The organism is Streptomyces sp. NPDC088387 (assembly GCF_044753385.1).
Classification (GTDB): domain Bacteria; phylum Actinomycetota; class Actinomycetes; order Streptomycetales; family Streptomycetaceae; genus Streptomyces.
This window is the reverse complement of record NZ_JBIVNC010000002.1, coordinates 375102-401329: the sequence shown is the minus strand read 5'-3', so window position 1 is coordinate 401329 and position 26228 is coordinate 375102. Positions and strand designations below refer to the sequence as shown.

The following is a 26228-nucleotide window of genomic DNA, read 5'->3' as shown; positions in this document are numbered from 1 at the left end:
ACCCGGGCGTGGGGTAGAGTGCTGTTCGCGCGATCACGCGGTTCTCCGCGGTGGCGCAGCGGGACGTGGCGCAGCTTGGTAGCGCACTTGACTGGGGGTCAAGGGGTCGCAGGTTCAAATCCTGTCGTCCCGACTGGAGACAGTCGCAGGTCGGGGCCGGTTTCGGAGATATCCGAAACCGGCCCTTGATCATTTTTGGGGACCAGTTGGGGACCGGCGCCCTTGACCGGGGTCAGCGGGTCATGACGATCGGGGTCGGCAGTGAGCGCGGTGCGCGCAACACGCTGAGGTGCACGGAAAGCGCTGCCCCGGCTGCCGTGATCTTGTGTACGTCGGGATGCAGGTACCGCTGGGTCGTGGTCAGCGATCCGTGGCCGGCGATGCGACGCAGGTGCTCGTAGCCGAGCTTGGCGACCACGTCGTCCCCGTGCGTGGCGTCGCGCAGGACGGCGGTGGAGATGCGTCCGCCGCGCGGGCCGGTGGACAGGCGGGCGTCGGGATTGGGGCCGGCGGACAGGACGCGCTGAGCGACGAGGGGACGGATCTCCTCGACGACGGGAACCTTGCGGGCTCGCTTGCCCTTGGTGCCCGTGTCGGTCAGCCCGCCGGGCACGGGTGTGGTCTGACGCCGCACGGTCCAGATCCACTTGTTGGTGCCTACGTCCCCGATACGGCAGCCTGAGACCTCGCCGATCCGTGCGGCAGTGCACGCGGCGAAGACGACGACGTCTCCCCAGCCGCGGTACTGGTCGTGGGAGGCAGCCACGAGCGCCTCGGCCGGCGCAGTGAGGGTCTCCCAGTCGGGCAGGGCCAGCGCTCGTGGGTCCTGGAGTTCGTCCTCAACCTGCTTGTAGAGCTTCTGCCAGCCGGTCACCCTGGCGGGGTTGACCTTGATGATGCCGTCGCGGACTGCCTGCTCCATGACGCGGACCAGGACGGCGATGGTGTTCTTCACCGTGGACCGGCTGCGCTCGTCGGCGATCCAGTTCTGCACGGTGCGGTCGACGACACCGTTGGTGATCATTCGTACCGCGAGATGGCCCAGGGCGGGGACCACGCGCATCCGCCATCCTGCAAGGTAGGGGTCCAGCGTTTTCAACTCGAGGCCGCGCAGGGCAAGGTCCATGTTCGCTTCGCCGTATTCGGTGAGCTTCATGGTGGCCAGCGACGGGCTCAGGCCGGACTCTGCGGCCTCGATGATGGCCTGGAGCCACTCCTGGGCCTTTTCTTCGCTGTCCTTTCCCTCGGACAACGACAGGCGGCGCCTGCTGGTCGGATCGGTCCACCGGACACGAGCTCGATACGCAGTGGGGCGGTCAGGACGGTATTCGATATCAGTCGAGAGCCGGACACCGACAGGAACGTTGGTCTTATCGGCCATTGTGTCCCTTGGTCGGGACGGTACGTCGGTGGCGCAGCCATTCCTCGACGTCAAGGGCGCTGTACATGACGACGCGTTCGGAGAGCGTGACGAACGGCGGCCCCTGGGGTGGCTGGGCGGTGCGCCAGCGGCGCAGGGTTGAGGCGTCGACCCTCAGGCAGGCAGCGAGGTCACTGGTTGAATACCAGGCGCTGGTGAGCAGAGACGCTCGGCTATCAGGTGACATGGCACGGAGATGAGTAACTGCATGGTCCGCTGTGGACTCCTTCTCGCGATGCGGTTCGGCGCCGGCAATCGTTGCTATCGGTTCATTGAGCAAGGGCGGCTGTTCTCCGGGGAGTACGGAACGCTAGAAGGATCTGCGGAATATTCCAGAGACGGACAGCACAGTTCGCGAACGGAGAACGCGCAGCGGGTTTTCAGCTGGCAGCGGCGACGTGCCGTCATCGTCGTTTCGGTCTGTGGTTGTGCTCGGGACGGACGTTGATGCACTAATCGTCTCCGAAGACGTCGGTTTGGCTAACCGGCGTTTCCGGGCTGCATTGCCGTCCAATCGAACGGTGGCAGGCGGTCATATGAGTGTTTCACCACCACGTCTATTGACGCAGTTGGAGGTCCGTGCAGCGCGCCAACGCGTCTCGCCGAGCGGCCGCGCTTCCCGCGGTCAGCGCCCCTCGCTGGAGCACCACTGGCAGACCGGCCTTGCCCGGCCCACGCCGTCAGGAAGCCGCACGACGTCATCTGCACGCCGCCCTGTTCGGCATCCTGACGGAGGTGGGTTACCTGGTGGAGGCTGATCCACCTGACACTCCGGCTGCCCTGTCCGTTCGAGCCGGTCGGGTTCCCACACCCGCGACGCTGACCCGGACATCCGGCGGATCCTCGCGGACCTCCGCGAAGCCTGACCCCAGTGGTCCTCGTCCCGCCGGATCAGCCGTTCCTCTGTCCCAGGCGCGCGGTCTACTCGTCAGGTCTCTTCCCGAAGAAGGAGAGCGTGGCCGCTGCGGGGCGTGGCCGGGCCTTCGGGGCCGTATCCGAGGCGGAGCACCATCTGTGGGTGACAGGTACGGGGGCCGGCCGGAGGCACGAGTCGTTCGCGCAGGTCGGGCCACTCCAGGGCCTGGTGCAGGAGGGAGGCGCGGACGTTGTGCGCTGTGGCGGTCAGCAGGACACGTTCGAGGGCCTGGCCCGCGCGCAGCCAGTCGGTGCGGCGGTCGTGCGCGGTGGTCAGTACGGCGATCGTGGGCCGTTTCTCGAAGGGGCGGGCGGGGAGCCTGTCCGGGTGGAGGTGGGCGCCGAAGTCCCGCATCGGGATGTGGTCCAGGAAGTCCTGGGGGCCGAGCGCCTCGGGTGGCATGCCCAGGCCGGTGCCTGTGCGTGTGTCCGGTCCGGTCACCCAGCGGCGGCTCTCCGCGGCTCGGTCGGGATCGGTCGTGTTGCGGTACTCGGCCTCGCGGGTGAGCCGTAGCACGGTGTCGGTCCGGGCGGGAGGGAGGTGGTGGAGCAGGGCACCCTCCGTGTGGGCCACCTCGGTGAGTTCGGTGAGGACGGGGGTGGGCAGTGGCCGCCCCGAGAAAGGGAGGCGGCTGCTGTGCCGGCGCCAGACGGTGTCGTACAGGGCGGGGTGGGTGGTGGTTGGCCGGGTTGTGTCGGCGAGGCGGACCGTCGCGAGCAGGTCGGGCTCGTCGGGGCGCGGGAGAAGGCGGGTCACCGGTGTCCAGCCGAAGTGCTCGACCGCGATGCGCAGGTTCAGGACGGCGCAGCCGACGGACAGGTGAAGGGCCCGTCCGGTGGGGTCGGTGTGGCGCAGGCCGCGGTACGTGTCGGCGCGGATCTCCAGGGTGAGCGTGTCCAGGTCGAGGCGGAAGCGCCAGGGCTGAGTGTTGTGAATGGATGGAGCGGCCACAGCCGCGGAGAGCAGCGTCTCCAAGGTGGTGCCGTCGAGGACCGCGGTGCGCATCGGAACCTCCTCCCCGCCCTGCACCCAAGCGGGGGCGGGGCCTTCGGTGACTGCACCAGGGTGGCGCCCGGCCGGTGGGGAGGGCAGGGGCCGTACGGCCCCGCCGGACGTCCGGACGGCCCTCTCACCTCGTGGGTTTGTCGCCGGTGTCCGGCTGCTCCAGCTGGGAGGCGAGGACCGCGGCCTGGACGCGGCGCTGGACGCCGAGCTTGGCCAGGAGGCGGGATATGTGGTTCTTGACGGTCTTCTCGGAGAGGTAGAGCTTCTTGCCGATCTCGCGGTTGGTGAGGCCGTCGCCGATGAGGGCCAGGATGTCCCGCTCACGGGGCGACAGGCTCGCCAGCTCGGGCGACAGGGCCGGTGTCTCGGCGGGGTCGGCGCGCAGCGAGCGCATCAGGCGGGCCGTGGTCGCGGGGTCCAGCATGGACTGGCCGGAGGCGACCGTGCGGACCGCCGAGACCAGGTCGGAGCCTCTGATCTGCTTGAGGACATAGCCGGAGGCCCCGGCCATGATCGCATCGAGCAGGGCGTCCTCGTCGTCGAACGAGGTCAGCATCAGACAGGTCAGCTCCGGCATCCGGCTGCGCAGTTCTCGGCAGACCGTGATGCCGTCGCCGTCCGGGAGGCGTACGTCGAGCACGGCGACGTCCGGGCGCAGAGCGGGAGCGCGGACGAGGGCGTGCTCGACGGTGTCCGCGTCGCCGATCACGGAGATGTCCGGTTCGGCGTCGAGGAGGTCGGTGATGCCGCGTCGTACGACCTCGTGGTCGTCGAGCAGGAACACGCGGATCGGGTTCTGCTCCGTGAAGGTGCGTGTCTCGGTCATGACGGCCCCTCGTCCCCGGCGGCATACGGGCTGTGGGTCGCCCGTGTCGACGATCATCGCTCGCCGGGGCCGGATGTACTAGGGCCGGTCGGCCCTAGTGGGTTCCGGATGTGCCCCCTGTTGCCCGTAGGGGCATGGACCGGTGGCTTCTGGTGGGCTGCCGGGCCGGGCCGGCGGGCAGATTCCCCCGGACCGGCTTCACGACGCTGCCGCCGGTACGGCAGTGGCCCTATGGGCGGACGGTCGGGGCAGGGAATCATACCGGTCCAGAGGCCACGAGCCCGGTCCGGGCGCCATGACAAGGCCATGGGCAGGTCGGCGGTGGGTCGGCGCTTGGACCCTGCGGACCCTGGCTGTTCCCGATCCCGGCAAGGTCACGCGGCGCCCGGGCGCGGATCCGGTCGGGAGGTCGGACACCGGTGACCGACTCGCACGCTCAGTAGGCTGCCGGTCATGACCGTGACCGACAGCCGCGTCAGGATCGTCACCCTCCTCGCCCAACAGCGGCCCGAAGCCATCGTGGGGATGCCGGAGTCCGAATGGGTGGACTTCAAGGGCGTTGGGCCCGCGGGCCCGTACGACCTCAGCCTCGACGCGAAGAAGTACGAACTGGCCAAGGACGTAGCGGCGTTCGCCAACGCGGCCGGAGGTCTTCTCGTGTGCGGTTTCACGGCGACACGGCGGCCGACCGACCTCCACGAGGCCGTGGTGAAGCCGGTCCCCTTCGCGAAGCGATTGGTGAACACCGAGCGGTACAAGGCTGTCATCGCCGACCTTGCGCGCCCGCCCATCGGCGTCGAGTTCTCCTGGTACGACGATCCCGGCGACCCGGGCCTCGGCTATCTGGTGATCGAAGTGCCGGCGCTCCCCGAGAGCGCCCGCTGGGCACTGGTCACCAAGATCCTCAACGAGGACGGAAAGCTCGTCAAAGGCGGGGTCGCGATCCCGGTTCGGCACGGCGACGACACCCGGTACCTCTCGCCGGACTTGGTGTACCAGTTGGTGAACAGCGGGCTGCGGGCCGGGCCCGCGATGGATCTCGATCTCTCGGTGGAGGAGGGCGCCGCGGTGGATGTGACGGTTGGGGAGTCCGTCATCGAAGCGCTCGTGGAAAAGCGGCGTCGCGCACTTCTGGTCTCTCTCCCAGAGCCCGAGCGGCGGCCGCGTCGGCAACGGGACGATGTCGCCCTTCCCGAGGGGCGGCAGCGGGCAGTCGACGAGATTCTGCGGCTGCACGAGATCGCCAGCAGTTCCCTGTCGTACACGCTGTCACGAGAAATCCGTACGCCGCAGCAGTACCGAGAGGAGATCGATGCCTACCTGGAGAAGTGCCGCCCCGGGCTGCCGCGGGCGCTTGAGCAGGCGGCGGCGTTGCAGCGGGATCCGTTGGTCCTGCGGCTGGAGAACCGGTCCGATGCCATGCTCCACCAGGTGCAGGTGATCGCGACGCTGGATCCGGGATACCGGGCCATCGTGTGGATCCCCGACGTTCTGCCGGACTTGAGCGATCATCTCTGGCCTGAGCCTCCGGCGCCGTTCGGGAAGAAGACCCTCGCCGCCGGAATGGGTGTGGTCTCGGCAGGCATCCCTTCCCTTGGGCTCCCTGCGGCCAGGCGCGGTCCTTCAGGCCCCCGGTTGCCCGAGTACAGCTCCTCGGGTGACGGCCTGGTGATCAAGTTCCCTGCCGTGGACCTGCGTGCTCGCGCGGATGTACGGCTGGCCCCGATCGTGCTGTACGGACACCCCTCCGCCGACGGTGCCGCCGCTCTGCGCTGGACCGCGACCTGCACGAACCTCGACGGGCGCCACGAGAAGGTGTCCCGGATGCCCGTCGAACAGCTCGGCGTCACTTTCCCGCCCGACGCGGAACACCCCGAACTCGCCGTCTGCTAGCCCTGTCATCAGGGCCGGTGCCGTCTACGGGATCGATCGGGTGGGTTGTGAGCTGGAGTCCGATCGGTCCAGCTCGAAGTCCACGTCCACCACACCCTCCACGGCGCGCACCAGGCGGGCCGCCACAGGGACCAGGGAGGTGTCCCGGACCCGGCCCACCAGCTGCACCACGCCGTCGTGCACCTGGACGCGGACCGTTGAGCCCGGCGGCGGGAAGAGGTAGGACACGACCTCGCGGCGGACCTCCTCGGCGAGTTCCTCGTCGTCGCGCAGGAAGACCTTGAGGAGGTCGGACCGGCTGACGATGCCCTCCAGCATGCCCAGTTGGTTGACCACGGGCAGCCGTTTCACCCTGGCCCGTGCCATGGTCCGGGCGGCTTCGGCGAGCGTGGCGTCGGGGCGGGTGGTGAGTGCCGGGGCGGTCATCAGCTCCTCAGCCCGCACGCCGCCGGCCTTCGCGAGGTCGGACAGGCGGCGCAGCTGGGTGTACAGGTCGGGGTCGCTGTCGCGGAACTCCTCCTTGGGCAGCAGGTCGGCTTCGGAGACGACGCCGACGACGCGGCCCTCGCCCTCAAGGACGGGCAGCGCGCTGACCCTCCAGTCCTGCATCATCCGCACGATCTCCTTGAAGGTCGCCTCGCGGCCGACCGCGGTGACAGTGTGGGTCATAACGTCGCTGACGATGTGCGGGGTGCCGTGCACGGTGACTCCTCATGGTTCAGACGGTGCTGCCGGCGCCGTACGGGGCGTACAGGTCCAGCAGCCGGGTCCGGGCGGAGCGGAGACGGTGGGCGAGCACGTCGCCGACCCACTGGGCGACGGCGCTGCCCATCGCCGGGTCCTCCTGGCACATCAGCCGGACGGCCGTGGCGTCGAACTCGTACGCCCGCACGGGAGTCGTCGCCTCGGCGCCCAGGTGATAGGCGTGCGGTGCGAACAGCCAGGACCAGCCGACGAGTTCGTTGTGGCGGAGGGTCTCGATGACGGCCGCGCGGCGGCCGGGTACCCGCATGTCGAGTTCGACGGTGCCGGTGCGGATGATCCAGAACCGTTCGGCCTTGCCGCCCTCCTCGAACAGGCGTGTCCCCTGCGGGATGAGCACCTCGCGTGCGACGTGCATCAGCCGGTGCCGGTGCTCGGCGGGCAGGGCGCGCAGCATGCTGGGCGTCGGGGTGGTGATCATGGCGTGCCTCCCGGCGGAGTGTGGGACCTGCCATGGCCAGGGTGGCTCCGCCGACCAGGGGCGGAATATGGGCCATCCGGTCCATCGGCCGGGCCACTCGGGTCCGGCAGGCAAGACATCCGGCACCATGTGGCCGCGTCGCCTCGGCTGTTCCATGAGGGTGTGAGACGACCCGCCTGTTGGAGGGGGGTGAGCACTGTGGGTACCTCACTGACACCCGACTGGAAGCTGTTCGCCGTTCTGCTGGTGATCTCCGCGGCAATCACCTTCGTGGTGAGTGCCGTAGCCGACGCACTGGTCGTACGGCTGCAGCAGCGCCGTCGACTGCCCCGTCCGCCCGCCGGCCTCCGGGGCGGCACATCTCAGGAAGCCAGTCAGCCCCGGCGGACCCTGACGCACCACTGAGAAGCTCAGACCGAGGCGGCCCCGTCAGTTCCAGACGACCGCGTCGGTCTGCTCCGTGTCAGCGGCTGTCGTACTTCCGGATGACAACGTCCACCTGCGTGGCCCACCGGTAGAGCTCGCCAGGGAAATACGGTGTCCGCTTGTCCTCGATCAACGCCCCATCGGATGCGGTGTAGGGAGACTCCACCTGTCCGAACCGGCGCCCCAGACGGGTCAGGAGCAGATCGGCAGCCTGGATGAGCGCGGGTCCGGGCTGCACGAGATCCTCGACGAAGGCGCCGATCTCCGCCGAGGCCCGCTCGGCCGGCCGGGTGCCGGAAGTCAGGGCGACCGGCCGCACTCCGGCGCCGGCCCGCCCGGATGCTCGGACCAGGGACCGCTGAGAGTCAGGCGGACGGTACAGGGGCCGACGGTGCCCGCACGATCCGTCGCATGCCGACCAAGCACCCCGAGCGCGGAGACGACCACCTCCGTGAGCTCGCCCGTACCGATCCGGGGGGCCTTGTCCGGCGTTTCGTCCTGCCCTCGGAAAGGAGGCCGAGGGGACAGCGGGTACTCCGCCCCGGCGCTTCCGTCGTCCGCGAACACCGCGACGACCTGGCGAGTCGTACCGGGATCCTGCCGGGCGACGAAGCCGTCCGCCATCGGCTCCACCGCGTCGAACATCGTATGCCGCTCGTTCAACAAGGCCATTTCGGCGCGACCTTGCTGCCGAGACCGCTCGAACGCCGTCCTGTCCCACGGCAACGAGCCCGGCATGTCCGGCACCAGGGTGACGGCCAGCGGCACCTTGACGAAGCTCGCCTGCGACACCGACCCGGCGTCGAACGCCTTCTGCTCGGCGATGGCCTCCAGCAGGTGACCATGTCGCTGTTCGCGTTGCGCACGGCGCGTCTGCCTCTTCAGGAAGGCCGTTTCCACCTCGGCAGCGCTCATGAACCGGGTGCGCGAGCCAGACCGCACGGGGAACCGGAGCCTGTCCGTCCCGGGGGGTCGGACAGGCCGAGCACAGCGTGCGGCGCCCGTGGACTCGGCGCCACCATCGCCAGGGCGAAGCCGTGCGGAGGGCTGCCCGCGCCCGCACCGCCCCCTACCCGCTGGATCTGCTCGGCGCCCAGACCGAAGCCATGATCGGCTCCCTGCTGGCTCGCACCCTGTACAACGCCCTGCCCGGCCACCGCATCGCCGCCCCGGTCACCCACACCGTCGTCCGGGCCGAGGACCCGGCTTTCGAGCGGCCCACGAAGTTCGTCGGCCAGGTGTACCCCCACAAGCTGGCCGGGTTCCTGGCCCGCAGGAACGGGTGGCACATCCCCAGGGACGGGGCGGACTGGCGTCGCGTCGTCCCCTCGCCGGCACCCGAGCGGATCGTGGAGACGGACACCGTCCACGAACTGCTGGGCGGCGGCACACCCGTCGTCTGCGCGGGCGGCGTAGGCGTCCCCGTCACCTCCGCCCCGGACACCGGCGCGCTGACCGGGGTGGAGGCGGTCGTCGACAGGGACCTCACCGCCGCCCTGCTCGCCGAGGATCTCAAGGCCGACTTCCTGCTCATCCTCACCGACGTACCGAACGTGTACGAGGGCTACGGCACCCCGTACCAACGGCCCGTCCTCGACGCCACCCCCGACCAGCTGCGCGGCGGTGGCTTCCCGGCGGGCTCCATGGGGCCGAAGGCCGAGGCCGCCGCCCGGTTCGCCGAGCGCACCGGCGGGCCGGCGGCGATCGGGGCCCTGGACGCGGCGTACGAGATCGTCCACGGCCGGTCGGGCACGCTCGTCCGCCCCGATCTCACCACCGCCTGAGGCCGTACGGCGGGCGAGGCAGTGCCGATCGGCCCCCGCCAGTGGCCCCGGTCGGCACTGCCCGCGGCCCCCGCCACTCACCAGGATCGGAAGCGGACCACAAGCACGGAAGGAAACGGCGATGACCATCACCGTGACAGGTGACCACCGGACGACCGACGCCTGGCGGGACTTCGCGGGCACCGGCTGGCGCGAGCGCGTCGACGTGCGCGGTTTCATCCAGGACAACTACACGCCGTACGACGGCGACGCGTCCTTCCTGACCGGACCCACCGACCGCACCCGCGCGGTCTGGGAGAAGGTCAGCGGCCTGTTCCCGGAGGAGCGGCGCCGGGGCGTCCTCGACGTCGACACCGCCACCCCTTCCACGATCACCTCGCACGCCCCCGGCTGGATCGACCGCGACCGCGAACTGATCGTCGGCCTCCAGACCGACGCCCCGCTCAAGCGCGCGATCATGCCGAACGGCGGCCTGCGGATGGTGGAGAGCGGTCTGAAGGCGTACGGCTACGAGCCCGACCCGTTCGTCGCACGGGTCTTCGGCACCTACCGCAAGACCCACAACGACGGTGTCTTCGACGCCTACACTCCCGAGATGAAGGCCGCCCGCAGGGCCGGCATCATCACCGGGCTGCCCGACGCCTACGGCCGCGGCCGGATCATCGGCGACTACCGGCGGGTCGCGCTGTACGGCACGGACCGGCTCATTGAGGCCAAGAAAGCCGAGCGGACTCTGCTGGACGCCCGTCCCTCCACCGCCGACGTCATCCGCGACCGGGAGGAACTCGCCGAGCAGATACGGGCGTTGGGGGAGCTGGCCGAGATGGCGGCGACGTATGGTTGTGACGTCTCCCGGTCCGCCGCCACCGCCCACGAGGCCGTGCAGTGGCTCTACCTCGGCTATCTCGCCGCCGTGAAGGAGCAGAACGGCGCCGCGATGTCCCTGGGCCGCACGTCCACGTTTCTCGACGTGTACCTCCAGCGGGACCTGACGGCCGGGCTCATCGACGAGTCCCGCGCCCAGGAGCTGATCGACGACTTCGTGATCAAGCTGCGGATCGTACGGTTCCTGCGCACCCCCGAGTACGACGCCCTGTTCTCCGGCGACCCGACCTGGGTGACGGAGTCCATCGGCGGCATGGGTGAGGACGGCCGCACGCTGGTCACGCGGACCTCGTTCCGCTTCCTGCGGACCCTGTACAACCTCGGCCCGGCCCCGGAGCCGAACCTGACCGTCCTGTGGTCGCCCCGGCTGCCCACCGGATTCAAGGAGTTCTGCGCCCAGGCCTCCATCGACACCAGCGCCGTCCAGTACGAGTCCGACGAGCTGATGCGTCCGTGCACCGGGGACGACACCGCGATCGCCTGCTGTGTGTCGGCGATGGCGATGGGCAGGCAGATGCAGTTCTTCGGGGCACGGGTCAACCTCGCCAAGGCCCTGCTGTACGCCGTCAACGGCGGCCGGGACGAGATGACCGGCGAGCAGATCGCGCCAGCGGCGCCCCCGCTGACCGGGGAGTACCTGGACCACGACGAGCTGTCGGCGGCGTACGACCGCGTCCTGGACTGGCTGGCGAAGACGTACGTCGACGCCCTCAACGTCATCCACTACATGCACGACAAGTACGCCTACGAACGCATCGAGATGGCCCTGCACGACCACCCGGTGCACCGCTTCATGGCCTGCGGCATCGCCGGCCTGTCCGTCGCCGCCGACAGCCTGTCCGCCGTCAAGTACGCGCGCGTGAAGGTCTTCCGGGACGCCACCGGGCTTGCGGTCGACTTCCGCACCGAGGGCGACTTCCCGGCGTACGGCAACAACGACGACCGCGCCGACAGCATCGCCGTAGGTCTGGTGGAGTCGTTCATGGCGAAGGTGCGCCGGCATCCCACCTACCGGGATGCCGAGCACACCCAGTCCGTGCTCACGATCACCTCGAACGTCGTCTACGGCCACCACACCGGCAACACCCCCGACGGCCGCCGCGCCGGGGCACCCTTCGCCCCCGGCGCCAACCCGATGAACGGACGGGACCGGCACGGGGTCGCCGCCTCGGCGCTCTCGGTGGCCAAGCTGCCGTACGAACAGGCCCGCGACGGGATCTCACTGACCACGACGATCACCCCGGAAGGACTCGGGCACGTGCCCGACGAGCGCGCTCGGCACCTCGTCGGCATCCTCGACGCCTATATGGCGGCCGGTGGCTTCCACATGAACGTCAACGTCCTGGACCGGGCCACGCTGGAGGACGCGATGGACCACCCGGAGAAGCACCCGGAGTTGACCATCCGAGTCTCCGGGTACGCGGTCAACTTCGTCCGTCTGACCCGCGAGCAGCAGCTCGACGTGATCAGCCGTACCTTCCACGAGTCCCGATGACCGTCATCGGCCGGATCCACTCCTGGGACCTGTCCACCGGCGTGGACGGTCCCGGGACCCGGTTCGTCCTGTTCGTCTCCGGCTGTCCGCTGCGCTGTCTGTACTGCGCCAACCCCGACACCTGGCACATGCGCGACGGGAAGGAGGCGACCGTCGACGAGGTGATGGCGGAGATCGAGAAGTACCGCGCTTTCATCACCGCGGCCGGCGGCGGAGTGACCGTCACGGGCGGCGAGCCGCTTCTGCAACCCGCCTTCACCGGCGAGATCCTGCGCCGCTGCAAGGAGGCCGGACTGCACACCGCCCTTGACTCGTCCGGCTTCCTGGGCGCCCGCGCCTCCGACGAGTTGCTGGCCGACACCGACCTGGTTCTGCTGGACATCAAGTCCTTCGACGTCCCGACCTACCGGCGACTGACGGGCGGTGACCTCCGTCCCACCCTGAACTTCGCCACCCGCCTCGGCCGGCTCGGGATCCCGATGTGGATCCGGTACGTCCTCGTACCCGGCTGGACCGACAATCCCGACGCGGTCGAAGGTCTGGCCCACTTCGTGGCCGGGCTCGACTCGGTCGACCGCGTGGACGTCCTGCCGTTCCACAGGCTCGGCGCCGCGAAGTACGAGGCCCTCGGCCTCCCGTTCCCGCTGCGCGATACGCCCGGCCCGGCACAGGATTCGGTTCAGCAGGTACGGGAGCGGTTCCGCGTGCACGGCGTGGTGGCCTACTGAACCGGGGTGAAGCGGTCGATCAGGTAGCGGGCCGCACCGGTCATGGCCTGAAGGCGGAAGCGCGCCTCCCCGGCGTCGGAGGTACCTGGGTGCGACCCGTTGGTGTGGGTGATCTGCCACAGGCCGCGCACGAAGGAACCTCCGTCGTTCTCGGGCAACAAGCCCTGGTCGATGAGGTGCCGGACGGCCGGCCCTCCCGCCCCCTGTCTCGTGGTGGTGAATCCGTGAGCCGTGGCCACGTGTACGACGACCGCCTCGAACATCGCTCTCAACTGTCCGTTCGCCGCCTCGAACCGCTGCTCCACGAGGTTGTCCACGGCCTGGCGGTAGCAGTTCCTCGCGACGGTCATCCCGAGCCGGTCGAAGGCGTGCTCCAGGGACGTGATCTCGTTACTGAGCGGTACACGGGGCTCGTCCAGAGGGAGGAGTCGTACGCCGACCAGGTTCGTCATGGAGCGACCCCACGTGTCCTCGGAGATCTCGTACTCCGCGACGAGGTCGAAGCCGTCTGCCCTGAGGGCCTCACTCAGGCGCCAGAAAGGTGTTCCGGTGGGGATGTCACCTTGCTCGGAGGGAGCTGTCCGCTCCGCGATCAGCCGTACGAACTCATACAGCGCCTTACGGGCCGCGAAGTCGGCGTCGGCTGCCTGCTGCTGGGCGCCTCGGACCGTCCTGATCACCAGTTCGGCCTTGGTGTAGGGGTCGGTCGGTACGAAGCTGTCCAGACCGGCCTTCATGAAGAGGAGTTCCAGCTCTTCCTTGGGGTGGATGTCCTTGGCGATCTCGGCTGCGCACCCGATCACCGGCGACGAAAGAAGTTTCACGCCGGCATTTTCACAGCCCACCGGGCGCCGTGTCGTGCCGATTTGGCCTAGATACCCTGATCATGGCTCTCATCGGGTTTCGCTCCGGTCCGGTCCTGCTTCGCGTCGGCCCAGTGGCGGTACGCGGCCACTGCCGTCGGCAGCGTCGGGAAGATCAGCTCCGGCCCCACGGAGTTGGCGAGGCCGTACGCCTCAAGGTCGTCCAGGAGATCCTGCTTCACGCGGGCGAGCGCGAACACCACGCCCCGGCGGGCGAGTTCACGGCGCAGTTCGTCGACCGCGTCGAGGGCGGTGATGTCGACCTCGACGTTGGCCTCGGTGTTGAGGACGAACCACCGTACGGGCGCGGTCTGTGCGTCCACGGCGGCCAGCGCACGGCGACGGAAGTCCTCCGCGTTGGCGAAGAACAGCGGGGAGTCGTAGCGGTAGACGAGCAGGCCGGGGATCGTGCGGGCCATCGGGTAGTCGTCGACGTCGTGCATGCCGGCCACGCCCGGCACGACACCCTCGATTGCGTCGTGCGGCCGAGCGACCCGGCTCAACAGTTCGGCCACCGACAGGCCGACGGCCACGAGCACGCCGTAGAGGATGCCGAGGGCGAGCACCCCGGCCAGGCAGCCAAGCGCGAGCAGCAGCTCACGGCGGCGGAAGGACGCGAGGCGGCGGAAGCCGGCGAGGTCGATCATCCGGACGGCGGCGTAGACGACGAGCGCGCCGAGGACCGCGGAGGGCGCCCGGGTGAGCAGCGGGCTGAGGAAGAGCAGGACGGCGAGCACCAAGGCACCGGCGACCAGCGAGTACGCCTGGCTGCGGGCGCCCGCCGAGGAGGCGAGGGCGGTGCGGCTTGCGCTGCTGCTGACGGGGAAGCCGTGCAGGAAGCCCGCGCCCAGGTTGGCGGCGCCCAGCGCCAGGAACTCCTGGTTGGCGTCGAGCCCGGAGTCCTCGGTGTTGAAGGCCCGCGCGGTGAGGATGAAGTCGGTGTACGCGACGATGAGCACACCGAGGGCGGGCAGTACGAGACGTGGCAGCTCGCTCAGGTCCGGCGCGACCAGGGCGGGCAGGCCGGAGGGAATGTCGCCGATCACCTTGATGCCGTACCGGTCGTCGAGGTCGAACACGACCACGGTGGCGGTAGCCAGGACGAAGGCCAGCAGCGGGCCCGGTACACGCTTCGGCACCGTGAACAGGAACGCCAGCGCGGCGGCGGAGAGGATCACGGTCGCCGCGTGGGCATCGGGCAAGTGGGAGACGAAGGACCACAGTTGGGGGAAGAACTCCGAACCGGTCGTCCGTACTCCGGTGAGCTTCGGCAGCTGGTCCACGATCATGATCAGTGCCACCCCCGCCAGGTAGCCGATCAGGACCGGACGGGAGAGCAGGTCCGCGAGGAAGCCGAGGCGTACCGCCCGCGCCACCAGGCACAGGAGTCCGACGGTGACCGCGAGGGTGACGGCCAGGGTGGCGTAACGGCCGGGGTCGCCCGCGGCGAGGGGGCCGACCACGGTGGCCGTCATCAGGGCGGTCGTGGATTCGGGGCCGACCGAGAGCAGGCGTGAGGAACCCAGCAGGGCGTACAGGGCGAGGGCGGGCAGGATCGCCCACAGCCCGGCGACCGGCGGGAGGCCGGCCACGCCTGCGTAGGCCATGACCTGGGGGACGAGGTACGCGGCCACCGTCACCCCGGCCAGCAGGTCGCCCCTCAGCCAGGCACGCCGGTAACCGAGGAGCACGACGGCTCCGGGTGCCAGGCGGTGCCACACCCGTGTGTGCGCTCCCGTCTCCTGCCTCATGAACCACCTTCCCGCGTCGGGCCTCAGGATCCACCGGCCCGGCCGCAACCGCGAGCCTTGTACAGCGGAGGCAGCGCGAGTCCCCGAACGGTCCCTGGAAACAGGGCCGTTCAGCCCAACGGTCATGGTCCATCGGCACCCGGCGGTCGTCGTCCCGCGAGACCAGAGTGAGAGGTGTCAGAAACCGAACCGGACCGCCCCCTCCTCCCCGAAGGGATCACCACCATGGCCGTGCACGAGCACCCTCACCGGAGCTCTGGCTTCCACCTGCCGTCCTTCCGCAGGAACCGGAACGCCTCCACCTCCGAGTCCGCCGTGTCGGCACTCAGCGACACGCACACCACGGGGGCGTACGTCCTCGCATCCCTGCGTCTGCTCACCGGGTTCGTCTTCCTGTGGGCCTTCCTCGACAAGACCTTCGGCCTCGGCTACGCCACACCCTCGGGCAAGGGCTGGATCGACGGCGGCTCGCCGACCAAGGGGTTCCTCAGCGGCGTGGCCGCGGGCCCGATGGAGTCCACGTTCCACTCCTGGGCGGGCGCCGCCTGGGCCGACTGGCTGTTCATGCTCGGCCTGGCCGGAATCGGGATCGCGCTCATTGCAGGCGTCGCTCTGCGCTTCGCGGCCGCCGCGGGCACGCTGATGATGGCGTTCATGTGGCTGGCCGAGTGGCCGCCCGCCCGGCATCTCTCGGACGGCTCGCCGAGCATGTCGACGAACCCGTTCGCGGACTACCACCTCGTCTACGCCGTCGCCCTCATCGCCCTGGCCGCCGTCGCCGCAGGCGACACCCTCGGCCTCGGCAGGCTCTGGGCCAAGCTCCCGCTGGTCCGTCGCAGCCGCTGGCTGCGGTGACCGCGGGAGGTGCGGCGGGCCCGGCAGCGGGTCCGCCGTACCGGACACCGGCCAGGGCCGTTCGGCCCCTTGGAGGGACCTGCGGCCCCTGCCGGGTGCCGCGTGCGAGGACGAACCTTGAATCAGAACCCCCGATCAGGAGGTGGACATCATGACCCGCACCGTCACCGTCGGACTCGACGGCTCCGCCGAGAGCCGTTCCGCGGCCGAGTGGGCCGCCCGTGAGGCACGGTTGCGTGACCTGCCGCTGAAGCTGGTCCAGGTCTGGGAGCCCGTGCCGGCGCCGATGGCACAGGCCCCGCTGCTCGGTGCCGAGACACACCAGCACTGGAGCGAGCGGGTTCCCCGCGAGACGGCGGACGGCATCCGGCTGCGCCACCCCGGCGTGGAGGTGAGCGTCGAGCAGGCGACCGGCACGCCCGCGGAAGCCCTGGTGGACGCGGCGAAGGACGCTGAACTGCTGGTCCTCGGCTCGCGTGGACTGAGCGGCCTCGGTGGATTTCTCGTCGGGTCCGTGGGACTCTCCGTCGTCGCCCACGCCGAGGTACCCGTGGTCCTGGTCCGGGCCGGCGAACAGGCCGCCGACGAGCACCAGATGGACCCGGCGGGCATCCCGTCCGCAGCGTCCCCGTTCCGGCCCGTGGTCCTGGGCCTGGACGCCGACACTCCCGCCGACGCGGTCATCGACTTCGCGTTCGCTGAGGCTGCCCGGCGCGACACGGGCGTGCGGGTCGTCTACTGCCGGCGCCTGCCGCCCTACTACGCCTACGGCCTGGCCATGGACTCGGGTCTGAACGACGAACTGTTCCGCGAGGAGACCGCAGCCCTCACCAAGATCCTGCGCCCCTGGCGGCACAAGCACCCCGGCACCGAGGTCGTCCTGCGGCCCCGCATCGGCAGCGCCGCAGATCACCTGATCGATGCCTCCCGCGAGGCATCCCTGGTCGTCATCGGCCGCCGCATCCGCCGCCGCGCGTTCGGCGCCCACATCGGTCCGGTCACGCACGGCGTCCTGCACCACGCCGCCTCCCCCGTGGCCGTCGTCGCCCACGGCTGACCCACCGTTCGCCCCCGCCCCCTATTCCTTTTGGAGCAGCAGTCATGAAGGCAGCAGTCGTCCGAGCCTTCGCCCAACCCCTGGTCATCGAGGACCGTCCCGACCCCGAGCCCGGCCCCGGCCAGGTCCGGGTCCGTGTGGAGGCCTCCGGGCTGTGCCACACCGACATCCACGCCGCCCACGGCGACTGGCCCGTCAAGCCCAACCCGCCGTTCGTCCCCGGCCACGAGGGTGTCGGCCGCGTCGAGAAGCTCGGCGACGGCGTCACCCACCTGTCCGTCGGGCAGCGGGTCGCCGTGCCCTGGCTGGGCAAGGCGTGCGGGCGGTGCGAACACTGCCTGTCCGGCTGGGAGACGTTGTGCGAGCAGCAGGTCAACACCGGCTACGGGTGCGACGGCGGGTACGCCGAGAAGATGCTGGCCTGGGCCGACTTCGCCCAGCCGGTGCCCCAGGGCGTGAGTGCCGCGGACGCCGCGCCGCTGACCTGTGCGGGCGTGACCACGTACAAGGCTCTCAAGGTCGCCGATGTGCGTCCGTCCCAGCTCGTCGCCATCTCCGGTGTCGGCGGCCTGGGCCACCTCGCCGTGCAGTACGCGAAGATCGCCGGGGCCACCGTCGCGGCGATCGACGTCACCGACGAGAAGCTCGAACTCGCCGCCCAACTGGGCGCCGACATCCTCATCGACGCCCGCAAGGACGACGTCGGGGCGGTCCTGAAACAGCACGGCGGCGCGCACGCCGCGATCGCGCTCGCCGTCAACGACGCCTCCTTCGAGGCCGTCAACGCCGGACTGCGGCGCGGCGGCAAACTGGTCATGGTGGCCCTGCCCGCGCACGGCACGGTCCGCGTGCCCGTCTTCGACACCGTCCTCAACGGCACCAGCGTGATCGGCTCGATCGTCGGCACCCGGCAGGACCTCTCCGAAGTCTTCCAGCTGCACGCGGCCGGCCGTACGAAGGTCATCTGCGAGACCCGCCCGCTGGCCTCCGTCAACGAGTCGATCGACGAGGTACTGCGTGGCGAGGTCAAGGCCCGGATCGTCTTCGACCTGGACGCGGGGCGGTGACGGCGATGACGACGGACCTGCCGATCGTCGTTGGCGTCGACGGCTCCGAGCCCGCGCTGCGGGCCGTGGACTGGGCGGCGGACGAGGCCGCCGCACGCGGGCTGCCGCTGCGGCTGGTGTACGCCACTCTGTGGGAACGGTACGAGGGCGCCCAGCTCGCCGAGGACCTGAGCAAGCCGTCCGTGCAGGTACGGGCCGAGGACGTCGTGGAGACCGCCGCCCGGCGGGCCTCGGCACGTCGGCCCGAGGTGAGGGTCGCCACCGACGTACAGCCCGAGGAACCCGAGTACGCGCTGCTGAGGGAGAGCCGCAGCGCCTCCCTCCTGGTGACCGGCACCCGTGGCCGCAGCGGCATCGCCGAGGCGCTGCTCGGCTCGGTGAGCCTGACCGTGGCCGGGCACGCCCACTGCCCCATGGTGATCGTGCGCGGCAGCCACGACAACCAGGCCCTTCCCACGACCCACGGACGTGTGGTCGTCGGCGTGGGCGAGCAGCCGGTGGCCTCGGCGGCGGTGCGCTTCGCCGCCGAGGAAGCGCGGCGGCGCGGGGCCGGGCTGGAGGCCGTGCGGGCCTGGCGGTGCCCCGCGCACGAGACCACCGACCACCCACTGCTGGCCGGGGAACCCGCCCGGCTGCACGAGCAGCAGGCCGTGGAGGCTCTGGAGAAGGCGCTTCAGGACGTTCCCGCCGATGTCGAGGTGCACCGCCGTACGGTCGAGGGCCACACCCGGACGGTCCTGGTGGACGCCTCGCGCGACGCCGACCTCCTGGTCCTCGGCGCCCGCCGCCGGCAACGGCATTTCGGGCTCCAGCTGGGCCGGGTCGCCCACGGCGTGCTGCACCACTCGGCCTGCCCGGTCGTGATCGTGCCCGAGCAGGGGTGACCGGGATGACCGGCTGCTCAGAGGCTCGCCGCGTGGTCGGGGACGCGGGTCTGCAGATCGCGCGGCGGGCGCCGGTAGCCGGTCGACGGCGGGCGCGCGGGCAGCTCCAGCACCGGCGGCGGGACGTCGTCGTAGGGCACCGAGCCCAACAGGTGCGCGATCATGTTCAGGCGGGCCCGCCGTTTGTCGTCGCTCTCCACGATGTGCCAGGGGGCCTCCGAGATGTCGGTGTGCACCATCATCTCGTCCTTGGCCCGGGAGTACTCCTCCCAGCGGGTGATCGACTCCAGGTCCATCGGGGAGAGCTTCCAGCGGCGCAGCGGATCCTCCAGGCGGCGCCGGAACCGCTCCTGCTGCTCGGTGTCGCTCACCGAGAACCAGTACTTGCGCAGCACGATCCCCGTCTCGATCAGCATCCGCTCGAAGACCGGGCACTGGCGCAGGAACAGCTGGTACTCCTCCTTCGTACAGAAGCCCATCACGTGCTCGACTCCAGCCCGGTTGTACCAGGACCGGTCGAACAGCACGATCTCCCCGGCCGCCGGCAGATGCTCGACGTAGCGCTGGAAGTACCACTGGCTGCGCTCGCGCTCGGTCGGCTTCGGCAGCGCCGCGATCCGGGCGACACGCGGGTTGAGGTGCTCCGCGACCCGCTTGATCGTGCCGCCCTTGCCCGCCGCGTCCCGCCCCTCGAAGACCACGACCAGCCGGGCGCCCTCCGCCCGTACCCACTCCTGGAGCTTCACCAACTCCGTCTGCAGACGCAGCAGTTCCTTCTCGTAGGTCTCACGCGGCACCCTCGCCGCCTTCTTACCGGCCATGCCGCCTCCACCGTCCGATGACCCAACCACGGAGCCATCCCATGCCCGAGGTCGAACGCGTCGAACACCAGGACGCCACCGTACTTACCGACGACGAACTGCGCACCCTGAACGCCCACTGGCGAGCCGCCAACTACCTCACCGCCGGGCAGATCTACCTGCTCGCCAACCCACTGTTGACCGAGCCCCTGACACCGGAGCACATCAAGCCGCGCCTGCTCGGCCACTGGGGCACCTCGCCCGGCCTCAACCTCGTGTACACCCACCTCAACCGGGTGATCAGGACACGTGGACTGGACGCGCTGTGCGTATGGGGACCCGGCCACGGCGGGCCGTCCGTGCTGGCCAACTCCTGGCTGGAGGGCAGCTACAGCGAGACGTACCCGGACGTGCCACGCGACGCGGAAGGCATGGAGCGGCTGTTCCGGCAGTTCTCCTTCCCCGGCGGAGTACCCAGCCACGTTGCGCCCGAGACGCCGGGCTCGATCCACGAGGGCGGCGAGCTGGGTTATTCGCTGTCGCACGCCTACGGCGCCGCCTTCGACAACCCGGACCTGCTGGTCGCCTGCGTCATCGGGGACGGCGAGGCGGAGACCGGGCCGCTGGCCGCCTCCTGGCACTCGAACAAGTTCCTCGACCCGGTCCACGACGGCGCCGTGCTGCCGATCCTGCATCTCAACGGCTACAAGATCGCCAACCCGACCGTGCTGTCCCGCCTGCCGGAAGCCGAACTGGACGCCCTGCTGCGGGGCTGCGGCCACGACCCGATCCACGTCACCGGCGACGACCCGGCCAACGTCCACCGCGCCATGGCCGCCGCCCTCGACGACGCGCTGAACCGCATCGCCACAATGCAGCGCTCGGCCCGTGAGGACGGCGTCGCCGAGCGCGTGCACTGGCCGGTGATCGTGCTGCGCACCCCGAAGGGCTGGACCGGCCCCGCCGAGGTCGACGGCGTCCCCGTCGAGGGCACCTGGCGGGCCCACCAGGTGCCGCTGGCCGCCGTACGCGAAAACCCGGAGCATCTGCGGCAGTTGGAGGCGTGGCTGCGCTCGTACCGGCCCGAGGAACTCTTCGACGCCGACGGCCGCCCCCGCGCCGACGTCCTGGCCTGCGTCCCCGACGGCACCCGGCGCCTGGGCGCCACCGCGCACGCCAACGGCGGCCTCCTCGTCCGGGACCTGCCCATCCGGTCCCTGGACGACTTCGCCGTGGCTGTGGAGAAGCCGGGCACGACCCTGCACGAGCCGACCCGCGTTCTCGGTGACCTGCTGGAGCGGGTGATGCACGACACCCGGCTGCGCCGGGACTTCCGTGTCGTGGGCCCGGACGAGACCGCCTCCAACCGCCTCCAGGCCGTCTTCGACGCCAGTGGCAAGGCCTGGCAGGCCGAACACCTGCCGGTGGACGAACATCTCGACCGGCACGGCCGGGTACTGGAGATCCTCTCCGAACACACCTGCCAGGGCTGGCTGGAGGGCTACCTCCTCACCGGCCGACACGGACTGTTCTCCTGCTACGAGGCGTTCGTCCACATCGTCGACTCCATGGTCAACCAGCACATCAAATGGCTCAGGACCTCGCGGGAGCTGCCCTGGCGGGCCCCGATCGCCTCCCTCAACTACCTGCTCACCTCACACGTCTGGCGCCAGGACCACAACGGCTTCTCCCACCAGGACCCGGGCTTCGTCGACCACGTCCTCAACAAGAGCCCCGAAGTCGTACGGGTCTATCTGCCGCCGGACGCCAACACCCTGCTGTCCGTGGCCGACCACGCCCTGCGCAGCCGCGATTACGTCAACGTGATCGTGGCCGGCAAGCAGCCCTGCTTCGACTGGCTCTCCATGGAGCAGGCGCGGGTCCACTGTGCGCGTGGCGCGGGCGTCTGGGAGTGGGCCGGGACGGAGGACGGCTCCCGCGAACCGGACGTCGTCCTCGCCTGTGCCGGGGACGTCCCCACGCAGGAGGTCCTGGCCGCCGCTCAGCTGCTCCGGCGCCACCTGCCCGAGCTCGCCGTGCGCGTGGTCAACGTCGTCGACATGACCCGTCTGCTGCCGCGCGAGGAACACCCGCACGGGATGAGCGACTTCGAGTACGACGGTTTGTTCACCACCGACAAGCCGGTGATCTTCGCCTACCACGGCTATCCGTGGCTGATCCACCGGCTGGCCTACCGCCGCACCGGCCACGCCAACCTGCACGTACGCGGCTACAAGGAGTCCGGCACCACGACCACCCCGTTCGACATGGTCGTCCGCAACGACCTGGACCGCTACCGCCTGGTCATGGACGTCATCGACCGCGTCCCCGGCCTCGCGGTCCGCGCCGCCGCAATACGTCAGCGGATGGCCGACGCCCGCACCCGCCACGCCGCCTGGATCCGAGAGCACGGCACCGACCTTCCCGAAGTCGCCGACTGGACCTGGAACAGCTGAACAACTGTTCCCGTGAAAGGAGTTCACCGTCATGACCGTACGCGTCGGCATCAACGGCTTCGGCCGGATCGGCCGCACCTATCTGCGCGCCGCCCTGGACCGGGCCGAGGCGGGCACCCAGGACGTCGAGGTGGTCGCGATCAACGACATCACCTCACCCAGCACCCTGGCCCATCTACTGGAGTACGACTCGACGTTCGGGCACATCGGGCGCGATGTTGCGCACGACGACGGCTCGATCACCGTCGGCGGCCGCCGCATCACCGTCACAGCGGAACGTGACCCGGCCGCCCTGCGTTGGTCCGACCACGGCGCCGACGTCGTCGTGGAGTCGACCGGCCGCTTCCGCGACCGTGACTCGGCAGCCCTGCATCTGAAGGGCGGGGCGCACACCGTGCTGCTGTCCGCGCCCGGCAAGAACGCGGACGCCACCATCGTCATGGGCGTCAACGACACCACGTACGACCGCCATCGCGATCGCATCGTCTCAGCGGCGTCCTGCACCACCAACTGCGTCGCCCCGATGGTGAAGGTGCTGCACGAGGCCTTCGGTATCGAGCGCGGTGTGATGACCACCATCCACGGCTACACCAACGACCAGGCCCTGATCGACGGCCCGCACAAGGACCTGCGCCGGGCCCGTTCGGCCGCTCTCAGCATCATCCCGACCAGTACGGGAGCCGCCCGTGCGGTCGGGCTGGTGGTACCGGAGCTGGCCGGGGCGCTGGACGGGATCGCCGTGCGCGTGCCCGTCGAGGACGGCTCGCTCACCGACCTCGCCGTGGTCCTGAACCGGGAGGCGAGCGCGGACGAGATCAACGAGGCGTTCGCCGTGGCCGCGGCCGGGTCGCTGCACGGCATCCTGCGCGTCTCCAGGGCCCCGATCGTCTCCCGCGACGTCATCGGCGACCCCGCCTCCTGCGTCTTCGACCCCGCGCTGACCCAGGCCAACGGAACGCTGGTCAAGGTCTTCGGCTGGTACGACAACGAGTGGGGCTACACCAACCGGCTCCTCGATCTCACGGCCCTGGCCGCCGGCGAGTGACCTCGGTCGGGAAGGGGCCGGTGCCGCCGATCACCGGCCCCTTCCGCATGCCCGGGACCACCAGCGCGGGACGTTGGGCCGACCGGCCCCGGGTCCACCCCGGGCAGCCCATGGGCCCTCTCCCCGATCCGCTGGATGCTCGAAGTGCAAGGACAGGCCTGGAGGAGACCCCGATGACGGACAAGACGCTCGACCGCCCCCCGGTGCACGCCCTGCTCGCGGACGGCACCACCGTGTGCATCCGCCCGGTCGTGCCGGGCGACCACGACCAACTGGAGGGCCTCTACGAGGAGATGTCCCCGGAGAACCTGCGGCTGAGGTTCTTCGCCGCGAGCCGGCGATCCGCCGCGATGGCCGCCGACCGGGCCTGCGCCGCGCCACGCCCCGGATACCGGGCCCTGCTGGCGGAGAACCACGGTCAGGTAATCGGCCTCGCCGAGTACGACACCGGCGACAGCGGCACCGAGGCCGACATCTCCATCGCCGTCGCCGACGGGCTGCACCACCGCGGCGTGGGCACCCTGCTCGTCGAGCACCTGGTCTCGGCGGCGCGCGCGGAGGGCGTCACCGCCTTCACCGCCGACGCGCTCAGCGAGAACCACGAGGCGCTGCGGCTCTTCGCCGACCTCGGCCTGCGCACCGCCCGGCGCTTCGAGGGCCCGGAGGTGCGCTGCACGATCCGGCTTGCCGAGGACGACACCTACCTGTCGGCCGTGGAGGCGCGGGGCCGGGCGGCCGACGTGGCCAGTCTGCGGCCCCTGCTGCGACCGGACGTCGTCGCCGTCGTCGGCGCCGGGCGCAAACCCGGATCGGTCGGCCGGGCGATCCTGCACCACCTGCGCGAAGGCGGCTACACCGGCCGCCTGTTCGCGGTGAACCCGGGCGCGCACTCGATCCTCTCCGTGCCCTGTCACCCCTCCGTCGGCGCCCTGCCCAGGACCCCAGACCTCGCGGTACTCGCCGTACCCGCCGCTGCCGTCCCCTCCGCCGCCGAAGAGTGCGGAAAGGCGGGCGTCCGTGCTCTGCTCGTCGTCACCGCCGGTCTCGACGCGTGCCAGGCAAGGGACCTGCTCGCCACCTGCCGCGCTCATGGCATGCGCCTCGTCGGCCCCAACTGCCTCGGCATCGCCGCTCCCGACCCGGACCTGCGTCTCGACGCCACCTTCGCCGCGAACCACCCCCGCCCCGGCAGCGCGGGGGTGGCCGTGCAGTCCGGCGGCATCGGTATCGCCCTGCTCGACGGGCTGTCCCGGCTGGGGATCGGTGTCTCCTCCTTCGTCTCCCTGGGCGACAAGTACGACGTCAGCGGCAACGACATGCTCCAGTGGTGGGAGGGAGACGGCCGCTCCGACCTGGCCCTGCTGCACCTGGAGTCCTTCGGCAACCCGCGCGCCTTCTCCCGTACGGCACGCCGGGTGGCCCGCCGGATGCCGGTGCTGACCGTCGACGCGGGCCGCACCGACGCGGGCCGCCGCGCCGCCGCCTCGCACACGGCCGCCGCCGCGACCCGCACCATGACCCGCGAGGCCCTGTTCACCCAGGCCGGTGTCACCGCGACCCGCTCGGTCGGCGAACTCCTGGAAACCGCCGCCCTGTTGCACTCCCAGCCACTGCCCGCCGGGTCCCGGGTCGCGATCCTCACCAACGCGGGCGGCGCCGGTGTCCTCGCGGCCGACGCCTGCGCGGAGGCCGGGCTCGCCCTGCCGCCGTTCACCCCCGCGACCGTCGACGACCTGCTCGCCGTACTGCCCGAGGGCGCCGCGGTCGGCAACCCGGTCGACGCCACCGCCGCCGTGGGCGAGGAACAACTCGGTGCGTGCGTGGACCGGCTCATGCGGTGCCCGGGAATCGACGCCGTGCTGGTGGCCCTGGTCCCCACGGCGGTCGCCGAGGCGACCGGCGACGACCTGGTGCGGGCCCTGACCCGGGCTCCCGCGCACTGGAGGAAGCCCCTGGCCGTCGTACGCCTGGAACAGGACCGGTCCGTCGAGCTGCTGCCCGCGACCGCCGGAGGGACGATCCCCGCGTACGCCGAACCACAGGCGGCGGCACGGGCGCTGGCCCACGCCGCCGACCGCGCGGCCTGGCTCGCCCGGCCCGTCGGCACCGTCCCCGACCTCGACGGCGTCGAGACGGAACGGGCCCGCACGCTGGTCGAGGAGTACCTGGTGGCGCACTCCGACGGCGGCTGGCTCGACCCGCGCACCTGCGCCGCCCTGCTCGCCTGCTACGGAATCCCGCAGATCCCGTGGGCCTGGGCCGAGACCGAGGACGACGCCGTGCAGGCCGCGGACCGGCTGCGCGGCCTCGACGGCCGGGTCGTCATGAAGGCCCACTGGCCAGGGCTTGTGCACAAGACCACCGAGCACGCCGTCCACCTCGACCTGCGGGGCGACTCCCAGGTCCGGGCGGCGTTCCGGGACCTGGAGACACGGTTCGCCGGGCTGATGACCGGCGTGGTCGTCCAGCCCCTTGCCCCGCGCGGCACCGAACTGTTCGCGGGCGTCGTCCAGGACGAGGTCTTCGGGCCGCTCGTCCTGTTCGGGCTCGGCGGCACGGCCACGGAGGTACTCGCCGACCACGCGGCCCGCCTGGCCCCGCTCACCGACCACGACGTGCACGACCTGATCACGTCCCCGCGCTGCTCGCCGCTGCTGTTCGGTGCGCACGGCAGCGTATCCGTCGACCTCGAAGCACTGGAACAACTGCTCCTGCGGCTGTCCCGAATGGCGGTGGACCTGCCGCAGCTCGCCGAGGCCGACTTCAACCCGGTACTCGCGGCACCCGGCCAGGTCACGGTGCTCGACGCACGGATCCGCCTGCTGCCGCGCCGCCCCCACGACCCCTATCTGCGCCGACTGCGCTGATCACGCTGACCCTTTCGAGGAG

22 protein-coding genes and 1 tRNA gene are annotated in these 26228 nt (G+C 70.6%); 13 read left to right on the top strand and 10 right to left on the bottom strand.

The features are described 5' to 3' along the window. The first annotated feature begins 59 nt into the window (after positions 1–59). A tRNA-Pro gene (locus tag ACIQAC_RS06470) sits at positions 60–133 on the top strand. Between the two features lie 99 nt (positions 134–232). On the opposite strand, the gene ACIQAC_RS06465 is transcribed toward ACIQAC_RS06470, so the two are convergent. The 3 genes from ACIQAC_RS06465 to ACIQAC_RS06455 all read right to left on the bottom strand — a co-directional run bounded on the left by ACIQAC_RS06465 (position 233) and on the right by ACIQAC_RS06455 (position 4167). Continuing rightward, on the bottom strand, positions 233–1381 hold the full coding sequence (locus ACIQAC_RS06465; protein WP_402187614.1) for a tyrosine-type recombinase/integrase: 1149 nt from the start codon (positions 1379–1381) through the stop codon (positions 233–235). 967 nt (positions 1382–2348) lie between these two features. Continuing rightward, complete coding sequence (locus ACIQAC_RS06460) at positions 2349–3341, bottom strand: Acg family FMN-binding oxidoreductase (protein WP_402187613.1); 993 nt, start codon at positions 3339–3341, stop codon at positions 2349–2351. 124 nt (positions 3342–3465) lie between these two features. Further along, on the bottom strand, positions 3466–4167 hold the full coding sequence (locus tag ACIQAC_RS06455) for a response regulator (RefSeq protein WP_402187611.1): 702 nt from the start codon (positions 4165–4167) through the stop codon (positions 3466–3468). A gap of 453 nt (positions 4168–4620) precedes the next feature. Between ACIQAC_RS06455 and ACIQAC_RS06450 the strand changes: the two genes are divergently transcribed. Continuing rightward, positions 4621–6060, top strand: a complete 1440-nt coding sequence (locus ACIQAC_RS06450) for a helix-turn-helix domain-containing protein (RefSeq protein WP_402187610.1) — start codon at positions 4621–4623, stop codon at positions 6058–6060. 24 nt (positions 6061–6084) lie between these two features. Here ACIQAC_RS06450 and ACIQAC_RS06445 read toward each other — a convergent pair whose 3' ends face one another. Then, positions 6085–6762: a CBS domain-containing protein gene (locus ACIQAC_RS06445; protein ID WP_402187608.1), complete on the bottom strand. Its 678-nt coding sequence runs from the start codon at positions 6760–6762 to the stop codon at positions 6085–6087. Positions 6763–6778: 16 nt separating this feature from the next. After that, the gene (locus ACIQAC_RS06440; protein WP_402187607.1) at positions 6779–7243 is read right to left on the bottom strand and encodes a cyclic nucleotide-binding domain-containing protein; all 465 of its coding nucleotides are present in this window, start codon (positions 7241–7243) and stop codon (positions 6779–6781) included. Between the two features lie 198 nt (positions 7244–7441). On the opposite strand from ACIQAC_RS06440, the gene ACIQAC_RS06435 reads away from it, so the two are divergent. Next, positions 7442–7648 carry a hypothetical protein gene (locus tag ACIQAC_RS06435; RefSeq protein WP_402187606.1) on the top strand — a complete coding sequence of 69 codons (207 nt, stop codon included), beginning with the start codon at positions 7442–7444 and terminating at the stop codon, positions 7646–7648. 58 nt (positions 7649–7706) lie between these two features. Here the strand turns inward: ACIQAC_RS06435 and ACIQAC_RS06430 are convergent, their stop codons facing one another. Beyond that, a complete protein-coding gene (locus ACIQAC_RS06430) occupies positions 7707–7988 on the bottom strand; it encodes a hypothetical protein (RefSeq protein ID WP_402187604.1) in 282 nt (93 codons plus the stop codon). Continuing rightward, entirely contained in the window at positions 7970–8584 is a 615-nt protein-coding gene (locus tag ACIQAC_RS06425) for a hypothetical protein (protein WP_402187602.1), read from the bottom strand. The genes ACIQAC_RS06430 and ACIQAC_RS06425 overlap by 19 nt, the downstream gene beginning before the upstream one ends. 122 nt (positions 8585–8706) lie before the next feature. Between ACIQAC_RS06425 and ACIQAC_RS06420 the strand changes: the two genes are divergently transcribed. The 3 genes from ACIQAC_RS06420 to pflA all read left to right on the top strand — a co-directional run bounded on the left by ACIQAC_RS06420 (position 8707) and on the right by pflA (position 12561). Beyond that, a complete protein-coding gene (locus ACIQAC_RS06420; protein WP_402187600.1) occupies positions 8707–9453 on the top strand; it encodes a carbamate kinase in 747 nt (248 codons plus the stop codon). A 121-nt stretch (positions 9454–9574) separates the two neighbouring features. Next, entirely contained in the window at positions 9575–11833 is a 2259-nt protein-coding gene (gene pflB, locus ACIQAC_RS06415) for a formate C-acetyltransferase (RefSeq protein WP_402187598.1), read from the top strand. Beyond that, positions 11830–12561: a pyruvate formate-lyase-activating protein gene (pflA, locus tag ACIQAC_RS06410; RefSeq protein ID WP_402187597.1), complete on the top strand. Its 732-nt coding sequence runs from the start codon at positions 11830–11832 to the stop codon at positions 12559–12561. The genes pflB and pflA overlap by 4 nt, the downstream gene beginning before the upstream one ends. On the opposite strand, the gene ACIQAC_RS06405 is transcribed toward pflA, so the two are convergent. Together ACIQAC_RS06405 and ACIQAC_RS06400 are read right to left on the bottom strand one after the other, a co-directional pair. Then, a complete protein-coding gene (locus ACIQAC_RS06405; protein ID WP_402187596.1) occupies positions 12555–13385 on the bottom strand; it encodes a hypothetical protein in 831 nt (276 codons plus the stop codon). The two genes, pflA and ACIQAC_RS06405, sit on opposite strands and share 7 nt — an antisense overlap. Positions 13386–13432: 47 nt before the next feature. Further along, positions 13433–15175 carry a SulP family inorganic anion transporter gene (locus ACIQAC_RS06400; protein WP_402187595.1) on the bottom strand — a complete coding sequence of 581 codons (1743 nt, stop codon included), beginning with the start codon at positions 15173–15175 and terminating at the stop codon, positions 13433–13435. Positions 15176–15400: 225 nt separating this feature from the next. On the opposite strand from ACIQAC_RS06400, the gene ACIQAC_RS06395 reads away from it, so the two are divergent. The 4 genes from ACIQAC_RS06395 to ACIQAC_RS06380 all read left to right on the top strand — a co-directional run bounded on the left by ACIQAC_RS06395 (position 15401) and on the right by ACIQAC_RS06380 (position 19038). Next, positions 15401–16030, top strand: coding sequence for a hypothetical protein (locus ACIQAC_RS06395; protein WP_402187593.1), 630 nt, complete (start codon positions 15401–15403; stop codon positions 16028–16030). 151 nt (positions 16031–16181) lie between these two features. Further along, a complete protein-coding gene (locus ACIQAC_RS06390) occupies positions 16182–17087 on the top strand; it encodes a universal stress protein (RefSeq protein ID WP_402187592.1) in 906 nt (301 codons plus the stop codon). Positions 17088–17131: 44 nt separating this feature from the next. Further along, positions 17132–18154, top strand: a complete 1023-nt coding sequence (locus ACIQAC_RS06385) for a zinc-dependent alcohol dehydrogenase (protein WP_402187590.1) — start codon at positions 17132–17134, stop codon at positions 18152–18154. A 5-nt stretch (positions 18155–18159) separates the two neighbouring features. Next, positions 18160–19038 carry a universal stress protein gene (locus ACIQAC_RS06380; protein ID WP_402187588.1) on the top strand — a complete coding sequence of 293 codons (879 nt, stop codon included), beginning with the start codon at positions 18160–18162 and terminating at the stop codon, positions 19036–19038. Positions 19039–19055: 17 nt separating this feature from the next. On the opposite strand, the gene ppk2 is transcribed toward ACIQAC_RS06380, so the two are convergent. After that, positions 19056–19859, bottom strand: a complete 804-nt coding sequence (ppk2, locus tag ACIQAC_RS06375) for a polyphosphate kinase 2 (protein WP_402187586.1) — start codon at positions 19857–19859, stop codon at positions 19056–19058. A gap of 41 nt (positions 19860–19900) precedes the next feature. Between ppk2 and ACIQAC_RS06370 the strand changes: the two genes are divergently transcribed. The 3 genes from ACIQAC_RS06370 (at position 19901) to ACIQAC_RS06360 (ending at position 26206) form a co-directional block, all read left to right on the top strand. Continuing rightward, complete coding sequence (locus ACIQAC_RS06370; RefSeq protein ID WP_402187584.1) at positions 19901–22294, top strand: phosphoketolase; 2394 nt, start codon at positions 19901–19903, stop codon at positions 22292–22294. A gap of 31 nt (positions 22295–22325) precedes the next feature. Further along, positions 22326–23339 (top strand): type I glyceraldehyde-3-phosphate dehydrogenase, encoded by a 1014-nt coding sequence (gap, locus tag ACIQAC_RS06365; RefSeq protein WP_402187582.1) that lies wholly within the window; start codon positions 22326–22328, stop codon positions 23337–23339. Positions 23340–23512: 173 nt separating this feature from the next. Continuing rightward, positions 23513–26206, top strand: a complete 2694-nt coding sequence (locus tag ACIQAC_RS06360; RefSeq protein ID WP_402187581.1) for a GNAT family N-acetyltransferase — start codon at positions 23513–23515, stop codon at positions 26204–26206. Positions 26207–26228: the final 22 nt, after the last annotated feature.